18 protein-coding genes and 2 pseudogenes are annotated in these 21,538 nt (G+C 39.9%); 15 read left to right on the top strand and 5 right to left on the bottom strand.

Annotated elements, in window-relative coordinates; all coding sequences use genetic code 11:
- Positions 1-159 precede the first annotated feature (159 nt).
- Positions 160-474, bottom strand: a complete 315-nt coding sequence (locus GSM42_RS05745; RefSeq protein WP_160800601.1) for a hypothetical protein — start codon at positions 472-474, stop codon at positions 160-162.
- 664 nt (positions 475-1,138) lie between these two features.
- Between GSM42_RS05745 and GSM42_RS05740 the strand changes: the two genes are divergently transcribed.
- The 10 genes from GSM42_RS05740 to rnc all read left to right on the top strand — a co-directional run bounded on the left by GSM42_RS05740 (position 1,139) and on the right by rnc (position 8,940).
- Complete coding sequence (locus tag GSM42_RS05740; RefSeq protein WP_160800600.1) at positions 1,139-1,669, top strand: YceD family protein; 531 nt, start codon at positions 1,139-1,141, stop codon at positions 1,667-1,669.
- A gap of 62 nt (positions 1,670-1,731) precedes the next feature.
- On the top strand, positions 1,732-1,914 hold the full coding sequence (rpmF, locus tag GSM42_RS05735; RefSeq protein WP_160800599.1) for a 50S ribosomal protein L32: 183 nt from the start codon (positions 1,732-1,734) through the stop codon (positions 1,912-1,914).
- A 414-nt stretch (positions 1,915-2,328) separates the two neighbouring features.
- Positions 2,329-2,877 carry a transcription factor FapR gene (fapR, locus tag GSM42_RS05730; protein WP_202404816.1) on the top strand — a complete coding sequence of 183 codons (549 nt, stop codon included), beginning with the start codon at positions 2,329-2,331 and terminating at the stop codon, positions 2,875-2,877.
- A 13-nt stretch (positions 2,878-2,890) separates the two neighbouring features.
- Positions 2,891-3,892: a phosphate acyltransferase PlsX gene (gene plsX, locus GSM42_RS05725; protein ID WP_160800597.1), complete on the top strand. Its 1,002-nt coding sequence runs from the start codon at positions 2,891-2,893 to the stop codon at positions 3,890-3,892.
- A complete protein-coding gene (locus GSM42_RS05720) occupies positions 3,889-4,890 on the top strand; it encodes a beta-ketoacyl-ACP synthase III (protein ID WP_160800596.1) in 1,002 nt (333 codons plus the stop codon). Before plsX ends, GSM42_RS05720 begins: the two co-directional genes overlap by 4 nt.
- Positions 4,883-5,845: an ACP S-malonyltransferase gene (gene fabD / locus GSM42_RS05715; protein WP_160800595.1), complete on the top strand. Its 963-nt coding sequence runs from the start codon at positions 4,883-4,885 to the stop codon at positions 5,843-5,845. The genes GSM42_RS05720 and fabD overlap by 8 nt, the downstream gene beginning before the upstream one ends.
- A 2-nt stretch (positions 5,846-5,847) precedes the next feature.
- Positions 5,848-6,591 carry a 3-oxoacyl-[acyl-carrier-protein] reductase gene (gene fabG / locus GSM42_RS05710; protein ID WP_160800594.1) on the top strand — a complete coding sequence of 248 codons (744 nt, stop codon included), beginning with the start codon at positions 5,848-5,850 and terminating at the stop codon, positions 6,589-6,591.
- A 70-nt stretch (positions 6,592-6,661) separates the two neighbouring features.
- Positions 6,662-6,901, top strand: a complete 240-nt coding sequence (locus tag GSM42_RS05705) for an acyl carrier protein (RefSeq protein ID WP_160800593.1) — start codon at positions 6,662-6,664, stop codon at positions 6,899-6,901.
- Positions 6,902-6,988: 87 nt separating this feature from the next.
- Complete coding sequence (gene fabF / locus GSM42_RS05700; protein WP_160800592.1) at positions 6,989-8,245, top strand: beta-ketoacyl-ACP synthase II; 1,257 nt, start codon at positions 6,989-6,991, stop codon at positions 8,243-8,245.
- Positions 8,245-8,940, top strand: coding sequence for a ribonuclease III (rnc, locus tag GSM42_RS05695; protein WP_160800800.1), 696 nt, complete (start codon positions 8,245-8,247; stop codon positions 8,938-8,940). The genes fabF and rnc overlap by 1 nt, the downstream gene beginning before the upstream one ends.
- 372 nt (positions 8,941-9,312) lie before the next feature.
- Here rnc and GSM42_RS05690 read toward each other — a convergent pair.
- Both GSM42_RS05690 and GSM42_RS05685 read right to left on the bottom strand, forming a co-directional pair.
- Positions 9,313-9,854: pseudogene (locus GSM42_RS05690) on the bottom strand (recombinase family protein).
- Positions 9,855-10,315: 461 nt separating this feature from the next.
- On the bottom strand, positions 10,316-10,738 hold the full coding sequence (locus GSM42_RS05685; RefSeq protein WP_160800591.1) for a hypothetical protein: 423 nt from the start codon (positions 10,736-10,738) through the stop codon (positions 10,316-10,318).
- 182 nt (positions 10,739-10,920) lie between these two features.
- On the opposite strand from GSM42_RS05685, the gene GSM42_RS21320 reads away from it, so the two are divergent.
- Positions 10,921-11,034: a helix-turn-helix domain-containing protein gene (locus GSM42_RS21320; protein WP_160800799.1), complete on the top strand. Its 114-nt coding sequence runs from the start codon at positions 10,921-10,923 to the stop codon at positions 11,032-11,034.
- A 112-nt stretch (positions 11,035-11,146) separates the two neighbouring features.
- Here the strand turns inward: GSM42_RS21320 and GSM42_RS05675 are convergent, their stop codons facing one another.
- Positions 11,147-11,596 (bottom strand): hypothetical protein, encoded by a 450-nt coding sequence (locus tag GSM42_RS05675; RefSeq protein WP_160800590.1) that lies wholly within the window; start codon positions 11,594-11,596, stop codon positions 11,147-11,149.
- A gap of 670 nt (positions 11,597-12,266) precedes the next feature.
- Here GSM42_RS05675 and GSM42_RS05670 point away from each other — a divergent pair.
- The gene (locus tag GSM42_RS05670) at positions 12,267-15,185 is read left to right on the top strand and encodes a Tn3 family transposase (RefSeq protein ID WP_420820972.1); all 2,919 of its coding nucleotides are present in this window, start codon (positions 12,267-12,269) and stop codon (positions 15,183-15,185) included.
- A 180-nt stretch (positions 15,186-15,365) separates the two neighbouring features.
- Positions 15,366-16,473: pseudogene (gene tnpB / locus GSM42_RS05665) on the top strand (IS200/IS605 family element RNA-guided endonuclease TnpB).
- Between the two features lie 80 nt (positions 16,474-16,553).
- On the opposite strand, the gene GSM42_RS05660 reads toward tnpB, so the two are convergent.
- Positions 16,554-17,159: a trimeric intracellular cation channel family protein gene (locus tag GSM42_RS05660; protein WP_160800589.1), complete on the bottom strand. Its 606-nt coding sequence runs from the start codon at positions 17,157-17,159 to the stop codon at positions 16,554-16,556.
- A gap of 157 nt (positions 17,160-17,316) precedes the next feature.
- On the opposite strand from GSM42_RS05660, the gene GSM42_RS05655 reads away from it, so the two are divergent.
- Positions 17,317-17,511 (top strand): hypothetical protein, encoded by a 195-nt coding sequence (locus tag GSM42_RS05655; protein WP_160800588.1) that lies wholly within the window; start codon positions 17,317-17,319, stop codon positions 17,509-17,511.
- Positions 17,512-17,958: 447 nt separating this feature from the next.
- Positions 17,959-21,528 (top strand): chromosome segregation protein SMC, encoded by a 3,570-nt coding sequence (gene smc, locus GSM42_RS05650; RefSeq protein WP_160800587.1) that lies wholly within the window; start codon positions 17,959-17,961, stop codon positions 21,526-21,528.
- Positions 21,529-21,538 lie beyond the last annotated feature (10 nt).

The raw sequence follows: 21,538 nt of genomic DNA, 5'->3' as shown, positions 1-21,538 counted from the left end.
CTATTTTTTTGAGTCTGCTTGTTTTATTAGTTGTAAAAAAACATCTACTGCGTAAGTCAGCTTCTAAAATCTATATCATTAATTTAATATGCGCGGATACTTAGCCAATTTAATTGCTAAGTATCCTGTCTGCCATCTTAACTGTCAGACGACTGTCGATCAGCGGTAGATGTGGATGTCACCATCACCCTGGATGATGTTCTGGTAACCACCTTCGGGGGTGACGACCTGATCTACGCGGCCCTGGGTGATGGTAGTAGTGACAGAGGTGACTCCGTCCACCTTCTCACTGTCGTTGACTACACGGAACACTCGATCCACGACGTTTGCGAGCTTCGCTGCGAACTCCTCGGTGATGAGGGTCTCCGTCTTGATTTTCTGACCATCGTACGTAATGGTCATCTCGTCGCCGTTCATGGTGAGGCTCACACGCACTCCGTCGACAGTGGCATTGATGATGGCGTTCTGAGGCACAGTTTCTCCTTCTTCGACTGATCGGTAAAACTATCATAACAGATAAAATCTTTAATTAGCAATTATAAATTGAATCTTCAGATTATGAATTCGTTGTTACTATCCATTTGGAGATTAAAGAAATTTAAATAGACTGATCTTGGGTTAGCCTAAAATAAAGGGAATCTGTTTTCTAAAGATAGTAGGATGGCGACCGCAATGAGTGATCTCTATCATGTGCTGCTATTTCTTTTTTTTCAGCAGCGTATAGGCGCGCCATCTTCAAAAAGTTTTACTCGCTCGCCCTTCTGAAGGAGAATGTAAGGGGTTTCATTTCCCTAGATAATTCGAGTGTTATTCTGGTTTGCTTCATAGATTCCTTTTCCTGAGTGAGTGGTTTGATTTGATCACGGGCATAGAACCCCAGAACCTGATCTACCGACATATAGTTTTCCGAGGGGCGATTGCTATTACATGATCATTATCTACCAGAAATGTATATGGTTTCTTAAACATTCTTCCTCTTTAATTCGGAGTGATTATGGACAATATAAACATATCACATGGGATGATGGACTGTAGTCTGTCTTCTCATGATTGACCATATGAGAATATGTGTAAAGATAAATTGCTTGACACCAAAAATCGTTATCTCGTATAATTCACCTGTTAGGGAGTGGACAGATTGATTATAACCATAAAACAAATAAATCAAACAGCTGAAGGGTTATATCCTTTTCAAGATAAGATTTGTTTGGATGACCTTGTGGAAGATGAGCCAAATGTTGTTAAGTTGGAATCCGTTCAGGTGGAGGGACAAGCAAGTATTTTACGTTCCCATCTTTATCAGGTATCAGCAAAACAAAAGTGTATCGGCAAACTACTGTGTGCAAGATGTCTTACCACATTTCCTACCTCATTAGAATCGTCTTGGGTAGAGAAGTTTACTGATAAGAAGGAATTGGCTTGTGACACGGATGAAGAGACTGTTCATCTCATTACAGACGGTCAAATCGTGCTTGATTTATATGTAAGGGAACAATTGGTAATCTCTCTTCCATATGCTCCTTTATGTAAACCAGATTGTGCAGGTCTTTGCCCTGTATGTGGAGTAAACAAAAATGAAGAACTCTGCGATTGTAATACTAGTCGCATTGATCCAAGGCTCGCAAAACTACAGGATTTATTAGGAGAAGAGAAAGATTCTGTATCCTAGCACTCTTTCTAGATTTGTAGTATAATGATCAGCATTGGAGTTTTTTCAGGAGGTGAAATTTCATGGCAGTACCTTTTCGTCGTACATCCAAAACACGTAAAAGAATGCGTCGCACTCATTTCAAATTAAAAGTAGCTGGTATGTCCACATGTAAACAATGTGATGCACCTAAATTAGCTCACCACGTATGTAAAGAATGTGGATACTATGATGGCGCTGAAGTAGAAGGCGTTGTGAACAAATAAAAAGTCGGTTATGCCGGCTTTTTTTTGTAGATAAAATTGGAAAGATAGCTTTATTTACAAAGCGAGAACTAGGAGCATAGTGGCGTAGCGAGCCTTGTACCCTAGTCTGTGGTACATAAGTTCAACTAGACCTTCTGCCTGTGTTTATGGCAAGACACATCGCTAAGTTTTCTTTCGCAGATGAAGCGAGAAGGGGAAGGATAGCTTCATCTGCAAAGCGAGACTAGGAGCATAGTGACTTAGCGAGACTTGTGCCCTATTCTGAGGTACATAAGAGCAACTAAACCTCTGTCTGCGTCTATGATAAGACACATCGCTAAGTTTTCTTTATTGCCAACTTTGAACTTTTTTTGTATACTAATTTAGTACTAGGTACTAGAACGTGGTCATAAAGGGGCTGGTTTTGTTATGCGCCTGTCCAAAAAAAAACGACAATCCCGACTAATTGAATCATTTCAGAAAAACCCTTTTTTAACAGATGAAGAAATGGCAAAGCAATGCTCAGTTAGTATTCAGACCATTCGTTTAGATCGTATGGAACTCGGTATACCGGAGATGCGAGAGCGGTTAAAACACATGGCAGAGAAAAGTTTTGACGAAGTTCGCTCGCTTTCTCCAGAGGAAGTGATAGGAGAAGTTATCTCCTTGGAATTGGATCAAAGTGGCGTTTCTGTTTTGGAAATAAGTGTTGATCATGTGTTTGAACGAAATCAAATTGCAAGAGGTCACTATTTATTTGCTCAAGCCAATTCGCTCGCTGTTGCTATTGTGAACGCAGATCTTGTTTTGACACGTTCAGCAGCCATTCGTTTTGTACGACCAGTTACGCTCGGTGAGAAGTGTGTTGCACATGCAAAAGTAGTGCAAAAACAACCATCGCGTTTTCAAGTAGATGTAGAAACGAAAGTACTAGACGATATGGTATTTCAGGGAGTATTCGATGTATACCGTGCAACCAACTGAAAGGAGTTCGCTCATGCGAATTGCGTTAGATGCACATGGTGGAGATGATGCACCAAACTCTGTTGTAGAAGGACTTAAATTAGCTGCTGAAAAGTGGCCAGAAACCTCCTTTATTCTGATAGGTACAGATGATTCGTTACTACAAGGTAACAATCTCCAAAATATACAGTTTCACAAAGTTTCAGAGATTATTGCTCCTGAAGATGAACCAGTTAAATCCGTTAGAAAAAAACGCGATTCGTCCATGGTAGTGGGATGTCAAATGGTTCGATCTGGAGAAGCAGATGCGTTTATTAGTGCAGGAAATACAGGTGCTTTAATGGCATCTGGACTCTTCTATACCGGCCGGATGAAAGGTGTTGATAGACCAGCATTATCTCCTGTTTTTCCGACTCTAGAAAACAAAGGAATTTTAGTATTAGATGTTGGTGCAAATCCAGAAGCAAAAGCAACTCATCTGCATCAATATGCTCTTTTAGGTAGTGTCTATGTCAAGCATGTCCTTGGGATTGATAATCCTAAGGTAGGATTGCTGAATATTGGGGCTGAAAATGGAAAAGGGACTACCTTGACAAAAGATGCGTTCGAACTTATGGAAGGCGATTCCCGCCTGAATTTTGTAGGGAATGTGGAAGCCAGAGAAGTGCTGTACCGACCATGTGATGTGTTGGTTTGTGATGGGTTTAGTGGAAATATTCTACTAAAAGGTACAGAAGGAGTGGCAAAAGCTTTATTTGATCGTCTTAAAGGTGCGTTTACTAAAAACATTTTTACAAAACTGGCAGCTGGGATACTTTACCCTCAACTAAAATCATTGAAATCGGAAATGGATTATAAAGAACATGGTGGTGCGCCATTATTAGGGTTGTCAGGTGTGATTATTAAAGCCCATGGTTCCTCAGATGCTACGGCTATTTTTCATGCAATCCGACAAGCCCGTCTTTTTGCAGGAGAGGAGATTATTAAACAAATGGAAGATAATCTGCACCCTATGGAAGGGAATGTGGGAAAATGAGAAGTGTAGGAATTTTAGGTACAGGCGCTTATTTACCTGAAAAGCGGCTCACTAACGCTGATCTAGAACAGATGGTAGATACAAGTGATGAATGGATCACATCACGCACTGGTATTAAAGAAAGAAGAATTGCTGCTGATCATGAGGCATCTTCTGATTTAGCAGTACATGCTGCCAGACAAGCATTGGACAAGGCTGGCATTTCTGCGGAGCAGGTGGATCTGATAATCGTCGCTACTGTTACACCGGATATGTCTTTTCCGGCTACTGCTTGTTTGGTCCAAGAACAAATAGGAGCTCATAAAGCGGCTACATTTGATTTATCAGCTGCATGCACTGGATTTATTTATGGTATTTCTACGGCAACACAGTTTATTGCAACAGGTAGCTATAAGTATGCATTGGTGATTGGGGTAGAATGTTTATCACGTATCGTTGATTGGACTGATCGCAATACTTGTGTCCTCTTTGGTGATGGAGCAGGTGCTGCTGTTTTAGGACCTGTGAAAGAAGGATATGGCTTCCAATCCTTTGAGTTAGGAGGAGATGGTAGCGGAAAAGATTTGTTGAAAGTCGAAGCAGGAGGATCTCGGTTGCCTGCATCAGAGAGCACAGTTGCAAACCGAATGCATAGCCTCTTTATGAATGGTCGCGAAGTATTTAAATTTGCAGTAAGAATGATGACTTCTGCTTCTGATGAAGTTCTCACAAAAGCAAATCTAACTATGGAAGATATTGATCTGTTTGTACCTCACCAAGCAAATCTGAGAATTATCGAAGCTGCAATGAAACGATACGGTTTAGCAGCTGAAAAAGTAGTAGTAAATTTGGATCGATATGGAAATATGTCTTCTGCATCCATACCGGTTGCTTTGCATGAAGCCATCGAAGAAGGCAGAGTTTCAGATGGTGATACCATTGTATTATGTGGATTTGGTGGAGGACTTACATGGGGAGCAACGGTTTTAAATTGGGGAGGATTCACCAGTCATGAGTAAAATTGCAATTCTTTTTCCTGGACAAGGTTCACAGAAAGTAGGTATGGGAAAAGAAGCACACGATCAGTCGAGGGTTGCCCAAGAAATTTTTCAATCAGCTGATAACGAACTTAACTTTTCACTTTCCGATATTATTTTTCAAGGTCCTGAGGAAGAATTAAAATTAACCTATCATACCCAACCAGCACTTTTAACTACAAGTATTGCCCTTTATAAATGGTTACAAGCAAAAGTCGACATTCAGCCTTCATTTGTCGCTGGTCATAGTTTGGGAGAATATGCAGCACTTGTAGCTGCAAGCTCACTTTCGTTTGAAGATGCAGTCTCTGCTGTATATCAACGTGGTTTGTATATGGATCAAGCAGTACCTGCTGGAGTAGGTGCCATGTCCGCAATTTTAAATCTCGATCGTGCTGTTTTAGACCAAATTTGCGCTGAGACATCAACTCCAGATAACGTAGTGCAAGCAGCAAACTATAACTGTCCTGGGCAAATTGTCATATCTGGGCACGCAGATGCGGTTCGTGTTGCTGGAGAAAAAGCATTAGAAGCTGGAGCTAGAAAAGTTGTTCCTTTAGCAGTTAGTGGTCCTTTTCACTCTGCTCTCATGCAGCCAGCAGCAGATAAGCTTCAAGATAAGTTAGCTACCCTTTCATTTCATGATGCGAATATCCCTGTTGTGACCAATGTTACTGCTCGACCAATCACCATAGCATCAGATATTCAAGAAGCACTAGTCCGTCAAGTAGCTTCACCTGTCTTGTGGGAAGATACGATTCGTTATCTCTTGCAAGAGGGAGTGGATACTTTTGTTGAAGTTGGCTCAGGTTCGGTGTTAGCAGGATTAACACGCAAAGTGGATCGAAAAGTAACGATGTTAAACGTTCAGGATCAAGCTACATTAGAAAAGACCATTTCTCATTTTGTAGATAAAAATGGAAGGAATGACGACTAGAGATGTTAACAAGTAAGGTAGCTGTTGTTACTGGTGGCTCAAGAGGGATTGGACGTTCTATCGCATTGGATTTAGCCAAAGAAGGGGCGAAAGTAGTTTTATTTTATGCAGGTAATCACACTGCTGCTGAAGAAACAGTTGCAGCAATCACGGAGCTCGGTTCAGAAGCAGCTGCTTTTCAAGTGGATGTTGCAAATAGCCACCAGGTAGATCAAGCATTTAAGCAAGTACTGTCACAGTTTGGACGGGTAGATATTTTAGTGAACAATGCAGGAATAACAAGAGATAATTTATTAATGCGAATTAAAGAAGAAGATTGGGATCAAGTAATAGATACCAATTTAAAAGGTGTATACCTTTGCTGTAAATCAGTTATTCGTCCGATGATGAAACAACGAAGTGGAAGAATTATTAATATCAGTTCGGTTGTGGGTGTTTCTGGAAATGCGGGGCAAGCTAACTATGTTGCTGCAAAAGCAGGAGTAATAGGACTTACTAAAACAATGGCGAAAGAATTTGCTAGCCGCAATATTACAGTAAATGCAATTGCTCCTGGATTTATTCAAACAGATATGACCTCTGTATTAGATGAAAAAGTGAAGGAATCAATTCTAACTTCTGTTCCCCTTGCTAGATTTGGTCAGGCTGAAGAAGTTGCAAGTGCCGTTTCGTTTCTAGCGAGCGACAAAGCAAGCTACATAACAGGCCAAACACTCCACGTGGATGGCGGATTGGTACCAAATTAAGAAAATAGGTTAGAAATGGTTTGCGTCTGAGCCTATCATTCAACTATACTACGAAAGGGAGGTGAAGAGCATGGCAGCAGACACTTTAGATCGTGTGAAACAAATCATCGTGGAACGTCTAGATGTTGAGGCAGAAGAGGTAACTTTAGAAGCTGGGATTAAAGAAGACCTTGGAGCTGACTCCCTAGATGTTGTGGACTTAATTATGGAATTAGAAGATGAATTTAAACTAACCATTGAAGAAGAAGATGCAGAAAAAATCAACACCGTTGGAGATATTGTGAATTATATTAGTGCGAAAGTCTCGTAATGATAGGTAAGTCCCGATATATTCGGGACTTACCACTATTTCATCTAAAAATAGGTCAACTATAACGCGAAAGGCGGTTGATCACTTATGCTAAATAGAGTAGTAGTAACAGGCTTAGGTGTTGTTTCTCCCATCGGAAATGATTTGTCCACTTTCTGGGACAGCCTTCTAGCTGGTAAATCAGGTGTTGGCCCAGTCACACACTTTGATCTTGATTCATTTCCTACCCCATTTACAACAAGGATAGCGGCTGAAGTAAAAAACTTCGATCCACTTCCTTTTATTGATAAAAAAGAAGTTCGTAAGATGGATATCTTTATCCAGTATGCGATAGCAGCTGCTAAAATGGCGATTGCTGATGCGAAACTGGATTTGGAAAAAGAAGATCTGGACGAAGTCGGCGTTTATATTGGTTCTGGTATTGGTGGTATGAATACCATTGAAAGCAATGCTCGTTTATTGCAAGAAAGAGGACCTAAGCGTGTAAGTCCATTCTTTATCCCTATGTTGATTGCGAATATGGCATCTGGTCAAGTTTCCATTCAAACAGGTGCAAAAGGCCCCAATAGTGCTTCAGTAACCGCTTGTTCTTCTGGAACGCATAGTATTGGAGAAGCATTCCGTATTTTACAGCGTGGCGAAGCCTCCGTAATGATTACAGGAGGTACAGAGGCTACTGTTACCCCGCTATCTTTTGCTGGTTTTTGTTCTGCTCATGCGATGTCTACCCGTAACGATGACCCACAGCGTGCTAGTCGTCCATTTGATAAAGAACGCGATGGATTTGTGATGGGTGAAGGTTCTGGTATTTTGGTTTTGGAAACTTTAGAACATGCACTCGCACGTGGAGCAAATATCATTGCGGAGATGGTTGGCTATGGGATGACTGCTGATGCACACCATCTAACTGCTCCAGCACCTGAAGGAGAAGGTGCTCGTCGGAGTATGATTAGAGCGATGAAAGACGCTAACCTAGAACCAACAGAAGTAGATTATATCAATGCTCACGGAACATCTACAGACTTAAATGATAAGTTTGAAACGATGGCGATCAAAGGAGCATTTGGAAATCATGCTTATAAACTAGCAGTTAGTTCTACCAAATCGATGACAGGTCATTTGCTTGGTGCAGCCGGTGGAGTGGAAGCGATTGTCTTAGCAAAAACTATCCAAGATCAAGTGATTCCGGCAACGATCAATTATGAGTTTCCTGATCCTGAATGTGATTTGGATTATGTGCCAAATGAAGCACGGCGTGCCAATGTGCGAGTTGCTTTGTCCAACTCACTTGGATTTGGAGGACATAATGCGACCATTGTTATGAAAGCCTTTGAGGAAGTATGATGGTGATTGACTTTGAAAAAGTGGAGCAAATGACAGGAGTCTATATTCAAAATAGAAATTTATTTGTACAAGCATTTACGCACACCTCCTTTGCTCATGAAAGAAAATCATCTCAACGCGTGTCAGATAATGAGCGCTTAGAGTACCTAGGAGACGCAGTACTGGAGCTACTCGTCTCTGAATTCCTGTATTATCGTTTTCCTAAAATGAGCGAAGGAGAATTAACACGAACAAGAGCAAGAGTGGTTTGTGAGCCATCACTGGCTTCCTTCGCTCGTGAACTTCAATTTGGCAAATTTGTTCGATTGGGGAAAGGCGAGGAACTTACTGGAGGTCGAGAGAGACCATCATTATTGGCAGATTTATTTGAGGCGTTCATTGGCGCATTGTACTTGGATCAAGGATTGGAAAAGGTTCGTCAATTCCTTCATAAACTAGTGTTCCCTCAGATTAATGGCACTTGGCTGGATCAGATGACAGATGCAAAAAGTCAACTTCAAGAGTTGGCTCAGCAGGAAAAGAGAGGTTTATTGGAGTATCGAATTGTTGATGTGCAAGGACCAGCTCATGACCGATTCTTTTCTGCGGAAGTATATCTTGATGATCGGAAACTTGGCAAGGGATCAGGTCGTTCCAAAAAAGAAGCAGAACAGCAAGCTGCGAGTGCAGCATTAAAAGCATGGAAGTCACAATAAACCACTGTGAGGGGATCACGGTGGTTTTATCTGTTAGTGAGCCGAGAATACCCCCTCTTCCATAAGTGGGGGATGAATCAGAGCGTCAGACGAGGTAGAGATGGTTTCTACATCTCTACCTCGTCTGACAATCTTTGTAAATATTTTTTGACTAGTATTCCAATCATCTTCCCTGTATCTGTATCCTGATCGATTGCCATTTTTTTAAGTTGTTTTTCATGCTTCTTCTATCGTTGTGGTGAATTTTTTTTTCGTGCCATTGTAGGGGTCCCCGTACCATTTCGGGAAAAACACACGTTTAGACATATTTTAGACACAACTTAACCGACTACCTACACGTTAAGGTAAATAGTCGGTGTTTTATTTGACTTTTTACTTTGCTAGATAGCGATAAACAGTGTTACGAGAGGTATCCATCATTTTGGCAATATCTTTAATGGGAGTTTTATTTGTGGCAAGTGTTTTAATCATCTCTTCTTCTTTCTTTCCTAATTTCTCAGGTCTGCCACCTAAGCGTCCTCTTGCACGAGCTGCAGCTCTGTTCTTTCTCGAATCAAGTTTCGCTCAAACTCAGCAAAGGAAGCAAACAAATGAAACATTAACTGTCCTATGGCGTTCGAGCGATCCATCGTAATATTCTCCTGAAGACTGTGAAAGCTCACTCCACGATTGTTTAAGTCATTTACAACCTGAATCAAATGATGCATGGTACGACCTAAACGATCTAACCGCCAAACCATCAAGGTGTCTCCAAGACGAACATATTGGATAACTTCTTTTAGTCCTTTTCGTTTATCTGCTATTCCACTAACTCTATCTTGAAAAATCCGTTCACAGCCATGTTTTGTTAAAGCGTCAAGTTGTAGATCGAGATTTTGGTCTAGCGTAGAAACACGGGCATAACCCACCTTCATCTTTCTATAGTCCCTTCGTGTAAGATATCTTGGATACCAGTATCAAACTGAACATACATAATTTTACAGAGTTTTTGGACACAATGAAAGGAAGATTTTGTTGATTCCGTGCGCCGAATAAGTGTGTTCAGAAACATACAACTTTCTGGACAACTCCTTAATCGTAGTGATTCAGTTATTATTGTATACTCATAGCAAGGATATTGCTCTGATTGAAAGATTGGACAAGAGGTGCTCACTTTTCGTTCGAAGCTATCGATGCTCATCATCTGAACCGTAACTGCTTTCTTGGTTGCTTGTCAGCCAACTGATCCAGGGAGTCGTATCCTCACCACGTAAATATCTGAAAATTATAAATTATATCTTTTCGAGGCATAGGCAAAAACACCCAAGTATAAAGTAATAAAAAAACTGATTGTTTAAAATCTAAAACAATCAGTTGGTAAGTATTTATGAAAACTTTAACCATGAAGACAAAAAGATTTCACATGAAGTGGTTTGTTCTTTTCGCTTACAAAGTACAGCTCATATTTCTTATTCTTTTTTGCTTTTTTGTTATTTAGTAGGAAAGTCTTAGTCTGTTTTTTTGTAGTATATTTGAAACTTTTAAACCCGCCTTCATCGAGGGCACCATTTCCTAGAAGCGTGATTTGCCCATCACCTTTTTTATCTCCATAAAAGGTCATATCGATGTATGGTTTAAAATCTTGTTTTGCTGTGAAATAAAAATGTTTAGAAGGCTTACCGGATCCTGAATTTACATCTACACTCCCTTTGACCAAACATTTAGGTTTTGCATCCGATTCCTGAGGAAAACTTATCCCCCCTAAAAGAATTGCACTTGCTACTACGAAAAGGCTAATGGATTTTGACAAAGTTTTCAATTAACATCTTCCTTTTAACTAGGAATGACCCTATTTTATCAAGAAAATATTTCTTAATTGTTTCGTTTTTGAAACAAAATTAGCAATAACAGATGCTCAAGAAGAGCTTAATAGAGTTATCTCTTCGTTCTCAATATAATTACTTCACCTAGTTCTACGACTGAAAAGAATCATATTTTCCAATATTTAGGCAAATTACACTTCGTCGTTCAGTTGCTGGTTCTTACCCCATTAGAGATATCGCTGAAATGATGGAGATCTCTCGTACCACTGTTTATCGCTATTTAGCAAAGTAAAAACCACAACAACTCGGTGTAATTATGTAATTAATTTCCAGAGTGGCCCCTCATTCTTCGAATCGATTCCGTACCCCCTATACGGCTAAATCAAAAAGTATACTTTACTTTGTTACGGAGTTGCTTCTTCAACCCCCATCGATACGAGTTTCGACTCATACCATTTTGGTGAATCAACACATTTACCAGTACAGTTGAAGAAAAATGTAATGGTATATTTGCCTGCTGAGAAACTGGTTGAACCACCGTCTTCTGGTCCAGTCATCCCTTGGTAATCTGCTAATACTTTTTCTATTTCCGCCCAAGAAACTTGCTTATACTTCTCATTCATAGGTATTTGCTTCCCTTGTTTTGCTTGTTCCCATGCGTCTTTGATTAACTTTTCATGTTCTGGTGATACAGTTACTTTGCTTTCAGGACTTTCTTCTGTTGATTCTGTCGATGCGGGTGCCTCTTGTTTTGTGACTGGAGCCTTTTTATCTGCTTCGGTTTCCGTGCATCCGGTAAGTAGTAAAGCTAAAGCGCTAGTAACTAGAAATGAGACCATAGTAATTTTCTTCATTATAAAACCCTCCAAAAATGTAATATTTAATTACAAGTGTTACAGTAGCATTTAATTATTTCATAATTGTTTCCAATACATTAAATGATTATATATTACTAAATAATTAAGAAGTAGGATGTTTTTGCATATCCCCCCGAAAAAGGGGAATAAGCAACCCAATCAGGAATCACTCCAGAGTGCTCTTCTGGGAAATCTGGAAATTCGTCAAGAAATCGCCAGAATGATCAAATTGCAAAAGCGAGTTCTTCAGACTGTAGGTTCTGAAATTATTGACTGGATGTATAGTTGATCCAGTCAAGCGACTCTCAAGGCTTATTTCTACGGATAAAGGTCTTGAGATGGGTGACTGAATTTTAAGTCGCCCCCCGAAAAAATCTATATTTAACATAGATACAATGTTCAAACAAAGTCTAAGTTAGGCTTTGTTTGAATGTAGGGATTTTTATGTTTTCATTGCGGGTTGTAATCAGTTTTACAATACTTATTTGCTAATCTAAAGTTACTTCAGTTATTGTACTAAGTATCCACAATCGTTGGATACTTTTTTATTCATATTACTTTTGAAACAATTTAACAACTAGAATACACATTAGGAGGGAAGTTCGTTGGCAACAAGAGAATTATTGACACCTTCCCAGCGTCAACAATTTTATGAAGTACCTGAAACATGGATCAGCGAGAATTGGCTCGATATTACACCATTACACCCGAAGAGAAATCTGTGATTCACCAACAACGTGGTGCCTCCAATCGTCTAGGATATGCAATTCAAATTTGTTATCTTCGTTTTCCAGGACGCCCATTAGCATCTAATGAATCGATACCAGAATTGATTCTTCATTATATTTCCAAACAGATTGGAATCTCTCCGGATTCCCTAAAGAATTACGCCGGTTCCAGAGGTGGAGAAACAAGACGAGAACATTTACGAAAAATTAGAAATCAGTTTGGATATCGAGCCTTCACTTCAAAAGAATATAGAGAACTTGCTCATTGGCTTCTACCAACGGCGATGAGTACCAATAAAGGGATTATTTTAGTTGAATCACTCGTGACAGAAATGAGAAATCGAAAAGTTATTCTTCCTGCTATCTACACCATCGAGCACTTGGGCTGGTCTGTGCGAGAAAGAGCAAAAAAACTTACATACAAACAGTTAACCAAGGGACTAACAACAGAACAATGTGAAAGTCTAGATCGATTGCTAAAGTTACGAGAAGGCACAAAACAATCCTATCTCACTTGGCTACGTAAACCGCCTCATTCCCTATCCAGTAAGAGTTTTCATAAGATCCTAGATCGACATGATTTTATTGGGCAGCTTCAATTGCCACTAAACAATGGAAGAGATGTACATCAAAACCGTCTATTGCAAATGGCTAGAGAGGGAGCACGTTACTCGAATCAACATTTGGCTCGTTTCCAGCCATTAAAGCGTCATGCAACCATCATGGCTTTTCTCATGCATACCTACGCGTTTCTTATCGACCATGGTTTAGATATGCACGATAAGTTAATAGGAAAAATGTTTAATCGCAAAGAACAGAAAGGCAATGATGATTTTAAGAAAGATGGCAAATCCATCAATGAAAAAGTGCGCCTCTATGCTCAAGTAGGGAAAGCTCTCATTGAGGCAAAAGAGTCCGAACAAGATCCGTTTGAAACAATACAATCGATTATTTCTTGGGATCAATTTGTGCAAACCGTAGAAGAGGCGGATCAACTCGCTCGTCCAATCGAATTTGATTTTTTTGAGTTGTTGGATGACCACTACAATAGCATGCGGAAATTTGTCCCTCGGATGCTCAATACCTATGTATTTAAAGCTTCTCATCCAAGTGAATCCTTGTTACAAGCTCTTCATCTTCTGCAATCATTGAATAAGGCTCGTAAAAGAAAGGTTCCAGAGGATGCACCTATCGATTTTGTGAAACCAAAATGGCAGAAACATGTGTTCAAAGAGAATGAAATTGATCGGCATTACTATGAAATTTGTGTCATGTCAGAACTTCGCAATCATCTTCGTTCTGGGGATATGTGGGTCGTAGGAAGTCGACAATATAAAGACTTTGAAGATTATTTGTTAACGCCGGAGACATGGACCGAAATCAAACAAGCCAATCAAATTCCACTAAAGATTCCAACGAATGTCGATCACTATTTACAAGAAAGGCAAGAAGTATTAGAAGCCGAATTAAACAAAGTTACTCAGTTGATTCGAAACAAGGAGTTGCCTGATGTGACCATTGAAAATCAAAAAATCAAAATTTCTGAGTTGAAAAAAACAGTCCCAGAAGAAGCAGAAGTTCTCCTTCAACACGTGTACGATTTATTACCACGAATTAAGCTCACAGACCTATTAGTAGAAGTAGATGGATGGACTCACTTCACGAGACATTTCACCCATCTCCATAACAACTCTGAGCCAAGAGAAAAATCGACTTTGTTTGCTGCCCTCTTAGCAGATGGGATCAATTTGGGATTATCCAAAATGGCAGATGCTTGTCCTGGGATCACCTATGAACAACTTGCTTGGGTAGCCGATTGGTACATACGAGAGGAGACTTATTCCAAAGCACAAGCAGAACTCGTTGATTTCCATCATACTCATCCGTTTTCGATTTATTTTGGAGATGGAACGACTTCTTCATCGGATGGTCAAGATTTTCGAGCTGGACATCAAGCGAGATCATCTGCACAAGTCAATACACACTATGGTTCCGATCCCAGAATAAAGTTTTATTCCCATCTATCGGATCAATATAGTCCCTTCTTTGTAAAAGTAATCAGTTCTGCAGAAAAAGAAGCTCCGCATATTATCGACGGACTATTGAATCATGAAACCGAATTGAAAATTGAAGAGCATTACACGGATACGGCAGGATTTGTGGATCATATTTTTGCAATGTGTCATCTATTTGGATTCCGATTCGCTCCCAGAGTGAAAAGCTTAGGAACAAACAAAATCTATGCTTTCCATAAGCCTAGACAATATGCAGAACTATCTTTTCTAATGAGCAATCAAAAGATAAAACCAAAACCAATCAAGGAAAATTGGGATCATCTCTTACATCTCACTAGTTCTGTAGCCCGTGGTACCGTAACTGCATCCTTGATTTTAAAAAAATTGAGTTCCTACCCTCGTCAAAATGGACTATCTATGGCCTTACGTGAAGTTGGACGAATTGAACATAGCTTACATATCTTAAATTGGATACAAGATCCAGCATTCCGTAAACGGGTTCAAATTGGTTTGAATAAAGGAGAGTCAGCAAATGCGTTAAAAAGAGCGGTAGCTTCTAACCGATTAGGAGAAATACGAGATCGATCCTATGAAGACCAATCCCATCGGGCAAGTGGTATCCAACTAGTTGTCTCCGCGATTATTCTATGGAATACGGTTTATATTGCTCAAGCAGTTGACACCTTGCGAGCAAAAGGGATAGATATTCCAGAAGAATATTTAAAGCATCTCTCCCCGTTAGGATGGGAACACGTGAATCTCACAGGTGATTATATTTGGAATCTAAAGCAACGAGTTCCTTTAGATAATCTTCGTCCTTTGAGAGAGAAAAGATTTCAATAATAAAAAGTCAAATAAAACACCGACTATTTCCCTTAACGTGTAGGTAGTCGGTTAAATTGTGTCCGAAATATGTCTAAACGTGTGTTTTTCCCGAAATGGTACGAGGCCCCCTTGTATAACCACCAGTTGAAACATATGTTCTATGTGTATATACTACAGGAAAAGGGAGGTGAAAAGCAGATGCACCAAGCATTCCAATTTCGACTCTATCCGAATGAAGACCAAACAACTCTTATTAACAAATCCATTGGCTGTAGTCGCTTTGTTTTCAATCACTTCTTGGGAAAATGGAATGATACCTACAAAGAAACGGGCAAAAGATTGACCTATCACGCTTGTTCCAAACTACTAACCGCTTTAAAAAAGGAAATAGAATGGTTAAAAGAAGTAGATTCCACTTCTCTACAACGAGCACTGCGAAATGTGGATGATTCATTTAAGCGGTTTTTCAAGAAACAGAATGGTCAACCCAGATTGAAATCCAAGAGAAATCGGGTGCAGTCTTACACGAGTCAATGTGTAAATCAAAATATCCAAATAGAAGAGGATAAAATCAAACTTCCGAAACTAGGCTGGGTGAGGTTTGCGAAGTCTCGTAAAGTCGATGGACGTATTCTTTCCGCTACGGTCAGACGCAATCCATCCGGAAAGTATTTCCGTTCTGTGCGAAAGGAATCATTGTCCCTATGTTTCAGCTAAGAAAAAAGCAGTTGGGATCGATCTTGGTTTAAAAGATTTCGCAATACTCTCGAATGGTGAAAAAATCAAACCAAATCGATTTTTCCGCCAATATGAACAGAAACTGGCAAAAGCACAACGCATCCTATTTAGACGTACCAAAGGAGGTTCCAACTGGAACAAAGCCCGAACCAAAGTAGCGAAAATCCACGAGAAGATTGGAAATGCCCGCCATGATTTCCTTCACAAGCTTTCTACGAAGTTGATTCACGAAAACCAAGTAATCAGCACGGAAGATTTGCAAGTGAAGAGCATGGTCAAAAACCATAAGTTAGCTAAGTCGATTACGGATGCTTCATGGTCAGAATTCACAAGCATGTTAGCATATAAGGCAGAGTGGTTTGGAAGAACAATAGTGAAAGTAGGAAAAACATTCCCATCGTCCCAACTCTGTTCCTGTTGTGGTTACCGCAACAAAGATGTGAAGAATCTAAACTTGAGAGCATGGACATGTCCTAAATGTAACGAAGAACACGACAGGGACATCAACGCAGCAACGAACATTTTGCAAGAAGGTAGAAGACTGCTTGCCGCAGGGGCTGCGGTCTAAGCTTAGTAAATATCCCGTCCGTAGATGGGAGTTCCTAAGAATCCCCAACCTCTAAGCGATAGCGTAGGTGGTGGGAGTGTTCAATTATGCCATACTATTTTAAGTGGCAATTTTAGTTGATAATGGACGGAAATCATTCGCATCGTAACTACTAAAATAAATACGAAAAAAAGCTCCACATCAGTAATTTCTTTGTGTAATCCTATGATAAATCCGCTTAACATGGACCATACCGCATAAACATCTTCTTTAAGTAAGAGAGGCTTTCTACCTGCTAATACATCTCGAATCAGTCCACCTCCAATACCAGTTAATACAGATGCAACCATTATTGCATGTATTGGCAGTCGTTGATCTACAGCGAATAATGCCCCTTGAATAGAAAAAGCAGATAATCCAATCGCATCAAAAAGAACAAGCAAACGTTTCCACATACGTAACCACAACATAGGCGTAATAATGGTGATAGTAATCGCGGTCAATGCAGTGTAGATCGCTATTTTTTGTTCCCACAGCATAGAAGCAGGTAACCCGATGAGTATGTTGCGAATCACCCCTCCTCCAAAAGTTGTGACAAAACCTAGCACATAAACTCCAAAAAGATCATAGGTTTCTTCCATTGCCATCATCGCTCCACTGATTGCAAAAGCGGCAATTCCTATGTAATTAAATATATCCCAAATCATAAAGGGTACCTCAACTATTCTAGAATAAATAAGAGAAAGAACGTTAAAAAAATATGATAATACACAACTACCAATTTCATTTTCTACAATATTTAGTATAATAATGTCATAGTTCCCTCTTTGATAAAGAGGGACAAGAATCACTAGGAGGACAGTCATGACGGTCGCCGAATTTTCAGCGCACCAACCTCTCATCAAATCCGACCTCAATCGTCTGTTGACTGGTCACACGAGCATTCAGCTCATCACAGCAGAGCTGCCACAGCCGTGGAGCCTGATTTCCGGGGAGGGTGGATACGACGATGTCGATGGTTACCCGCATGGAGGTTCGAGCGTTAGCCTCCGATTCTAGATAGGGACGGATCTCCGGCCCGTGCTGGTTGTCTGGTGATTATTCATCAGGCAACCAGCAACTATTATTTCCGCTTTTACCCCCTCTAGCTTTACATTTCCCAAAACAACATTACTTCATGAAAGTTAGTTAAAAATAGGGAGTTTTATTCATGATTAGAATAAATAATGCCAAGGTTTGATTACATAAATAAGACTTTTCACCTGTTTTTATGAGTAAAAGGCATAAAAAAGAAATAAAACCTTTCATGTTTCAGAATAAATGTATATCTCTATGGGAGTTTGAAGATCTGATTCTGTTCACAAATGGCTTCTATAGCAATAGTAGAACTGGATAATGGATTTATTATTTTAATTTTTAAGTCAATGGATTTGTCAAGGATATCTCGATCCTCGTTTTATGCTACAATATGCACGTCAAACCAAATGAAAGGAGGGTTACGTCAAAATGTATTTGAAAAGGCTTGAAATGTCTGGATTTAAATCTTTTGCAAGTCGAACAGAGTTAGAGTTTGTACCTGGAATTACGGCGGTGGTTGGACCAAATGGTAGTGGCAAGAGTAATGTTACAGATGCCATTCGCTGGGTTTTAGGAGAACAAAGTGCAAAATCTCTTCGTGGTTCGAAGATGGAAGATGTTATCTTTATTGGCAGTGATTCGCGTAAACCTGTTGGTTTTTGTGAAGTATCTATCACGATGGATAATTCAAAACGAATATTACCATTGGACTATGCAGAAGTAACTGTTACGCGGCGTGTATATCGATCAGGGGAAAGCGAATATCTTTTAAATCGCCAATCATGCCGCCTGAAGGATATCCAAGAACTGTTCATGGATACAGGGATCGGCAAAGAGGCATATTCGATGATTGGACAAGGTCGAATAGAAGAGATGATCAGTAACAAATCGGAAGATCGAAGAGCTATTTTTGAGGAAGCAGCTGGGATTGTCAAATACAAATCACGAAAAAAAGAAGCAGAGAAAAAACTAGCAGATGCAGAGCAGAATTTGGTTCGTATTCGCGATTTGATACACGAACTCCGCAATCAATTGGAACCCCTGAAAGAACAAGCTGCTCGTGCAGAACAATTTAAGCAATGGCAGCAAGAGCTGACTGATGTAGAAATATCCTTCTATGTACATAAGATTGAAACCCTACATGAAGAGTGGACAAAGACGTCTTTGCAGGTGAAACAGCTCAAAGAAGAACATATTTCTGGATCTACCAAGCAAAGTAAGGAAGAAGCAGAGCTCGCACAAGTCAAATTTCAATTGATGGAATTAGAAAAGAAGTGGGAGCATTTACAATCAGAGTTACTGACTGTTAGTGAAAAAGTTGAAAAAGCGGATGCTGAAAGGCAAGTTTGGCAAGAGAGAACCAAAAATAGAGCGGAAATGGAAGTAAAGTTACAAGAACAGTTAGATGCTTATATTGCAGAATACAATGCCGGAGAAGTAGAAAGAGAAGAAAAACAAAAACAGCTTGCTGTGAAAAAAGAGAAATTAATAAAGCTGCAAGAGCAGATTCATTTTATCAGAACGACATCTGTTTCACATGAGATTGAACCAGAAATCTCTCCTGCCAAAACAGAATGGGAGTTACTAAAAAATAAGCAGTATGGTATGGAGAGCGAAGAGAAATATTTGATAAACAAACAAAAAGAGCTAGAAAAAAATGCTGCTTTGCACGAACAAGAAGAAAAGGCTTTACAAGAAGAGCAAGACAACTACCAGCAACTTGTTATGGAAATCAACCAAGAAATAGAAGCGAAAAAAGCACACTTACAAAGTCAAGTAACAAAAGCTTCCTCCCTACAATCGGAAAAAACCCAGGTATTGACAAAACAGAAGCATTTACATAGCCAGTTATTACAATTGGAAAAACAGCTGGTTCGCACCCGTTCCGAGCGTGATGTGTTGCAGTCGATGGAACAAAATCATGCGGGGTTTTTTCAAGGGGTAAAAGCTGTATTGGAAAACCGCTCGATAACAGGTGTAATCGGGGCAGTAGCTGAGTTGATTCAAGTACCGAAAAAAGTGGAATTAGCGATGGAGACTGCTCTGGGTGGAGCGCTGCAACATGTGGTAGTCGAAAACGAGATTGCGGCGCGAGAAGCTATTTCATTTTTGAAAGAAAAGCGGCTTGGCAGAGCAACTTTTTTACCAATGAATGTGATCAAAGGAAGAAGTATCCCTTCTTCTGAGTTAGCAAAGTTAGAACATATCAACGGCTACCTTGGTGTTGCAGATGAATTAGTTTCAACAGAAGCTAGGTATCGGGGGATTTGCTCCCAGTTACTTGGTACGGTTTTGGTGGTTGATCATTTGACAACAGCAAACAAAGTGGCGCAAGCATTGTCACATCGTTATCGTGTTGTGACCTTAGAAGGAGATATTGTCAATCCTGGAGGTTCTATGACAGGTGGAAGTAGACAGTCCAAAACTCCCAATTTGCTTGCGCGCGGCCGACAATTAGAAGAACTAAATCAGGAAGTACACAGATACATAGACCAACAAGAAAAACTTCAATTGGAAGAAAAAAAAGTTACCGCAGCGCTTTCACGCATAGAGAGTGAGCAACAACATCTTCAAATGCAAATCGATGAACAACTAGCACAACAAAAAGCGTTTGAAGCAAAAAGACAAGAAAATCAATTCCAGTTGCAAAATGTAACACATCACTTGGAGCGACTTGCAAACCGAGAGCAAGAAGAGAAGGCAAAACGGATACAATTGCAAAAGACCTTAGTGGAATTAGCACATGCACAGCAGCAAAACATAAAAAGAATGAAAGAGTTGGAATATCTTCTCGAAAAAGAAGAACATGCACGTAAACAACAAGTGGATGATGAGCGAGAACGCAGTTCACAACTAACCGAATATCGAATCGAAGAAGCAAAGCTGCAGCAGATAGTAAGAAGTTTGGAAGAAGATCTGCGTCGTATGGGAGAAGTACAACAAAAAAATAAAGCTTTCCAACAAAGTACGAGAGCAGAGCAAGAAAAACTGCTGGAGATGGAAGATCAAGGGGAAGAAGCATGGCAAGCGTTACTCGCTACGCTTTACCGACATCAAGAAACAAAAAAATCGCTTCAGGTACAAATAGCTGAACTGAAAGAAGAGCGGGATACTTGTAGTCAGTTAAACCAAGAATTGGAGCATATGGTTTACGAGAATAGCAAATTGCTGCGTACATTTGAAGAAAAGTTGCATCAGCAAGAAGTTCGTATGAATCGTCTCGATGTAGAGCTCAATCACTTGTTACAAAAACTTGCAGAAGAGTATGAGACTAGTTTTGAAGGTGCTAAAGAGAAATATGGAGTTCCAGAAAATCCATCACAAGCAGAACGAAGAGTTAAATCTTTGAAACAGAAATTGGATCAACTTGGTGATGTGAATGTTGGAGCGATTGAAGAATATCAGCGATTAACCGAGCGTCTTACTTTTTTAACAACACAAGAGGAAGATTTATTACAGGCAAAACAACAGCTTTATCAAATGATTGCTCAGATGGTATCAGAGATGGGGAAAAGATTTGCAGATAGTTTTGCTTTGATCCGCGAAGAATTTCAAGATGTATTTGTGAAAATGTTTGGAGGGGGCCGGGCTGATCTGCAGCTATCTGATACGAACAATTTATTGGAAACGGGAATCGAGATCGTTGCACAGCCACCCGGTAAAAAATTGCAACAACTTTCGTTACTATCAGGTGGAGAACGATCTTTAGCTGCTTTGGCTTTGCTTTTTGCAGTTTTGCGAATTAAACCTGTACCATTTTGCTTTTTGGATGAAGTAGATGCGGCATTAGATGAAGCCAACTTGACTCGATTTACCCACTATTTACAAAAATTTGCTAATCAAACACAGTTTATTATTATTACTCACCGCAAGCACACGATGGAGGGTGCGGATGTATTGTATGGAATTACCATGCAAGAATCTGGTGTATCAACCCTAGTCTCTGTCAAACTAGAAGAGTATGATGAAAAAAGAGAAGTAGCTGTGGCTAAAGCATAAGGAGGATGTC

It is taken from the genome of Shimazuella alba (assembly GCF_009831235.1).
GTDB classification, from domain to species: Bacteria; Bacillota; Bacilli; order Thermoactinomycetales; family Thermoactinomycetaceae; genus Shimazuella; species Shimazuella alba.
Note: the sequence above shows the minus strand (reverse complement) of the source record. Positions and strands in the feature narration are given on the sequence as shown.

Coding starts and splice junctions, on each gene's coding strand:
- fabG (WP_160800594.1), top strand. CDS start 5,848: ATGTTAACAAGTAAGGTAGCTGTTGTTACTGGTGGCTCAAGAGGGATT.
- plsX (WP_160800597.1), top strand. CDS start 2,891: ATGCGAATTGCGTTAGATGCACATGGTGGAGATGATGCACCAAACTCT.
- smc (WP_160800587.1), top strand. CDS start 17,959: ATGTATTTGAAAAGGCTTGAAATGTCTGGATTTAAATCTTTTGCAAGT.
- GSM42_RS05655 (WP_160800588.1), top strand. CDS start 17,317: ATGACGGTCGCCGAATTTTCAGCGCACCAACCTCTCATCAAATCCGAC.
- GSM42_RS05705 (WP_160800593.1), top strand. CDS start 6,662: ATGGCAGCAGACACTTTAGATCGTGTGAAACAAATCATCGTGGAACGT.
- GSM42_RS05660 (WP_160800589.1), bottom strand. CDS start 17,159: ATGATTTGGGATATATTTAATTACATAGGAATTGCCGCTTTTGCAATC.
- GSM42_RS05670 (WP_420820972.1), top strand. CDS start 12,267: ATGGATCAGCGAGAATTGGCTCGATATTACACCATTACACCCGAAGAG.
- fabF (WP_160800592.1), top strand. CDS start 6,989: ATGCTAAATAGAGTAGTAGTAACAGGCTTAGGTGTTGTTTCTCCCATC.
- rnc (WP_160800800.1), top strand. CDS start 8,245: ATGGTGATTGACTTTGAAAAAGTGGAGCAAATGACAGGAGTCTATATT.
- GSM42_RS05675 (WP_160800590.1), bottom strand. CDS start 11,596: ATGAAGAAAATTACTATGGTCTCATTTCTAGTTACTAGCGCTTTAGCT.
- GSM42_RS05720 (WP_160800596.1), top strand. CDS start 3,889: ATGAGAAGTGTAGGAATTTTAGGTACAGGCGCTTATTTACCTGAAAAG.
- rpmF (WP_160800599.1), top strand. CDS start 1,732: ATGGCAGTACCTTTTCGTCGTACATCCAAAACACGTAAAAGAATGCGT.
- fabD (WP_160800595.1), top strand. CDS start 4,883: ATGAGTAAAATTGCAATTCTTTTTCCTGGACAAGGTTCACAGAAAGTA.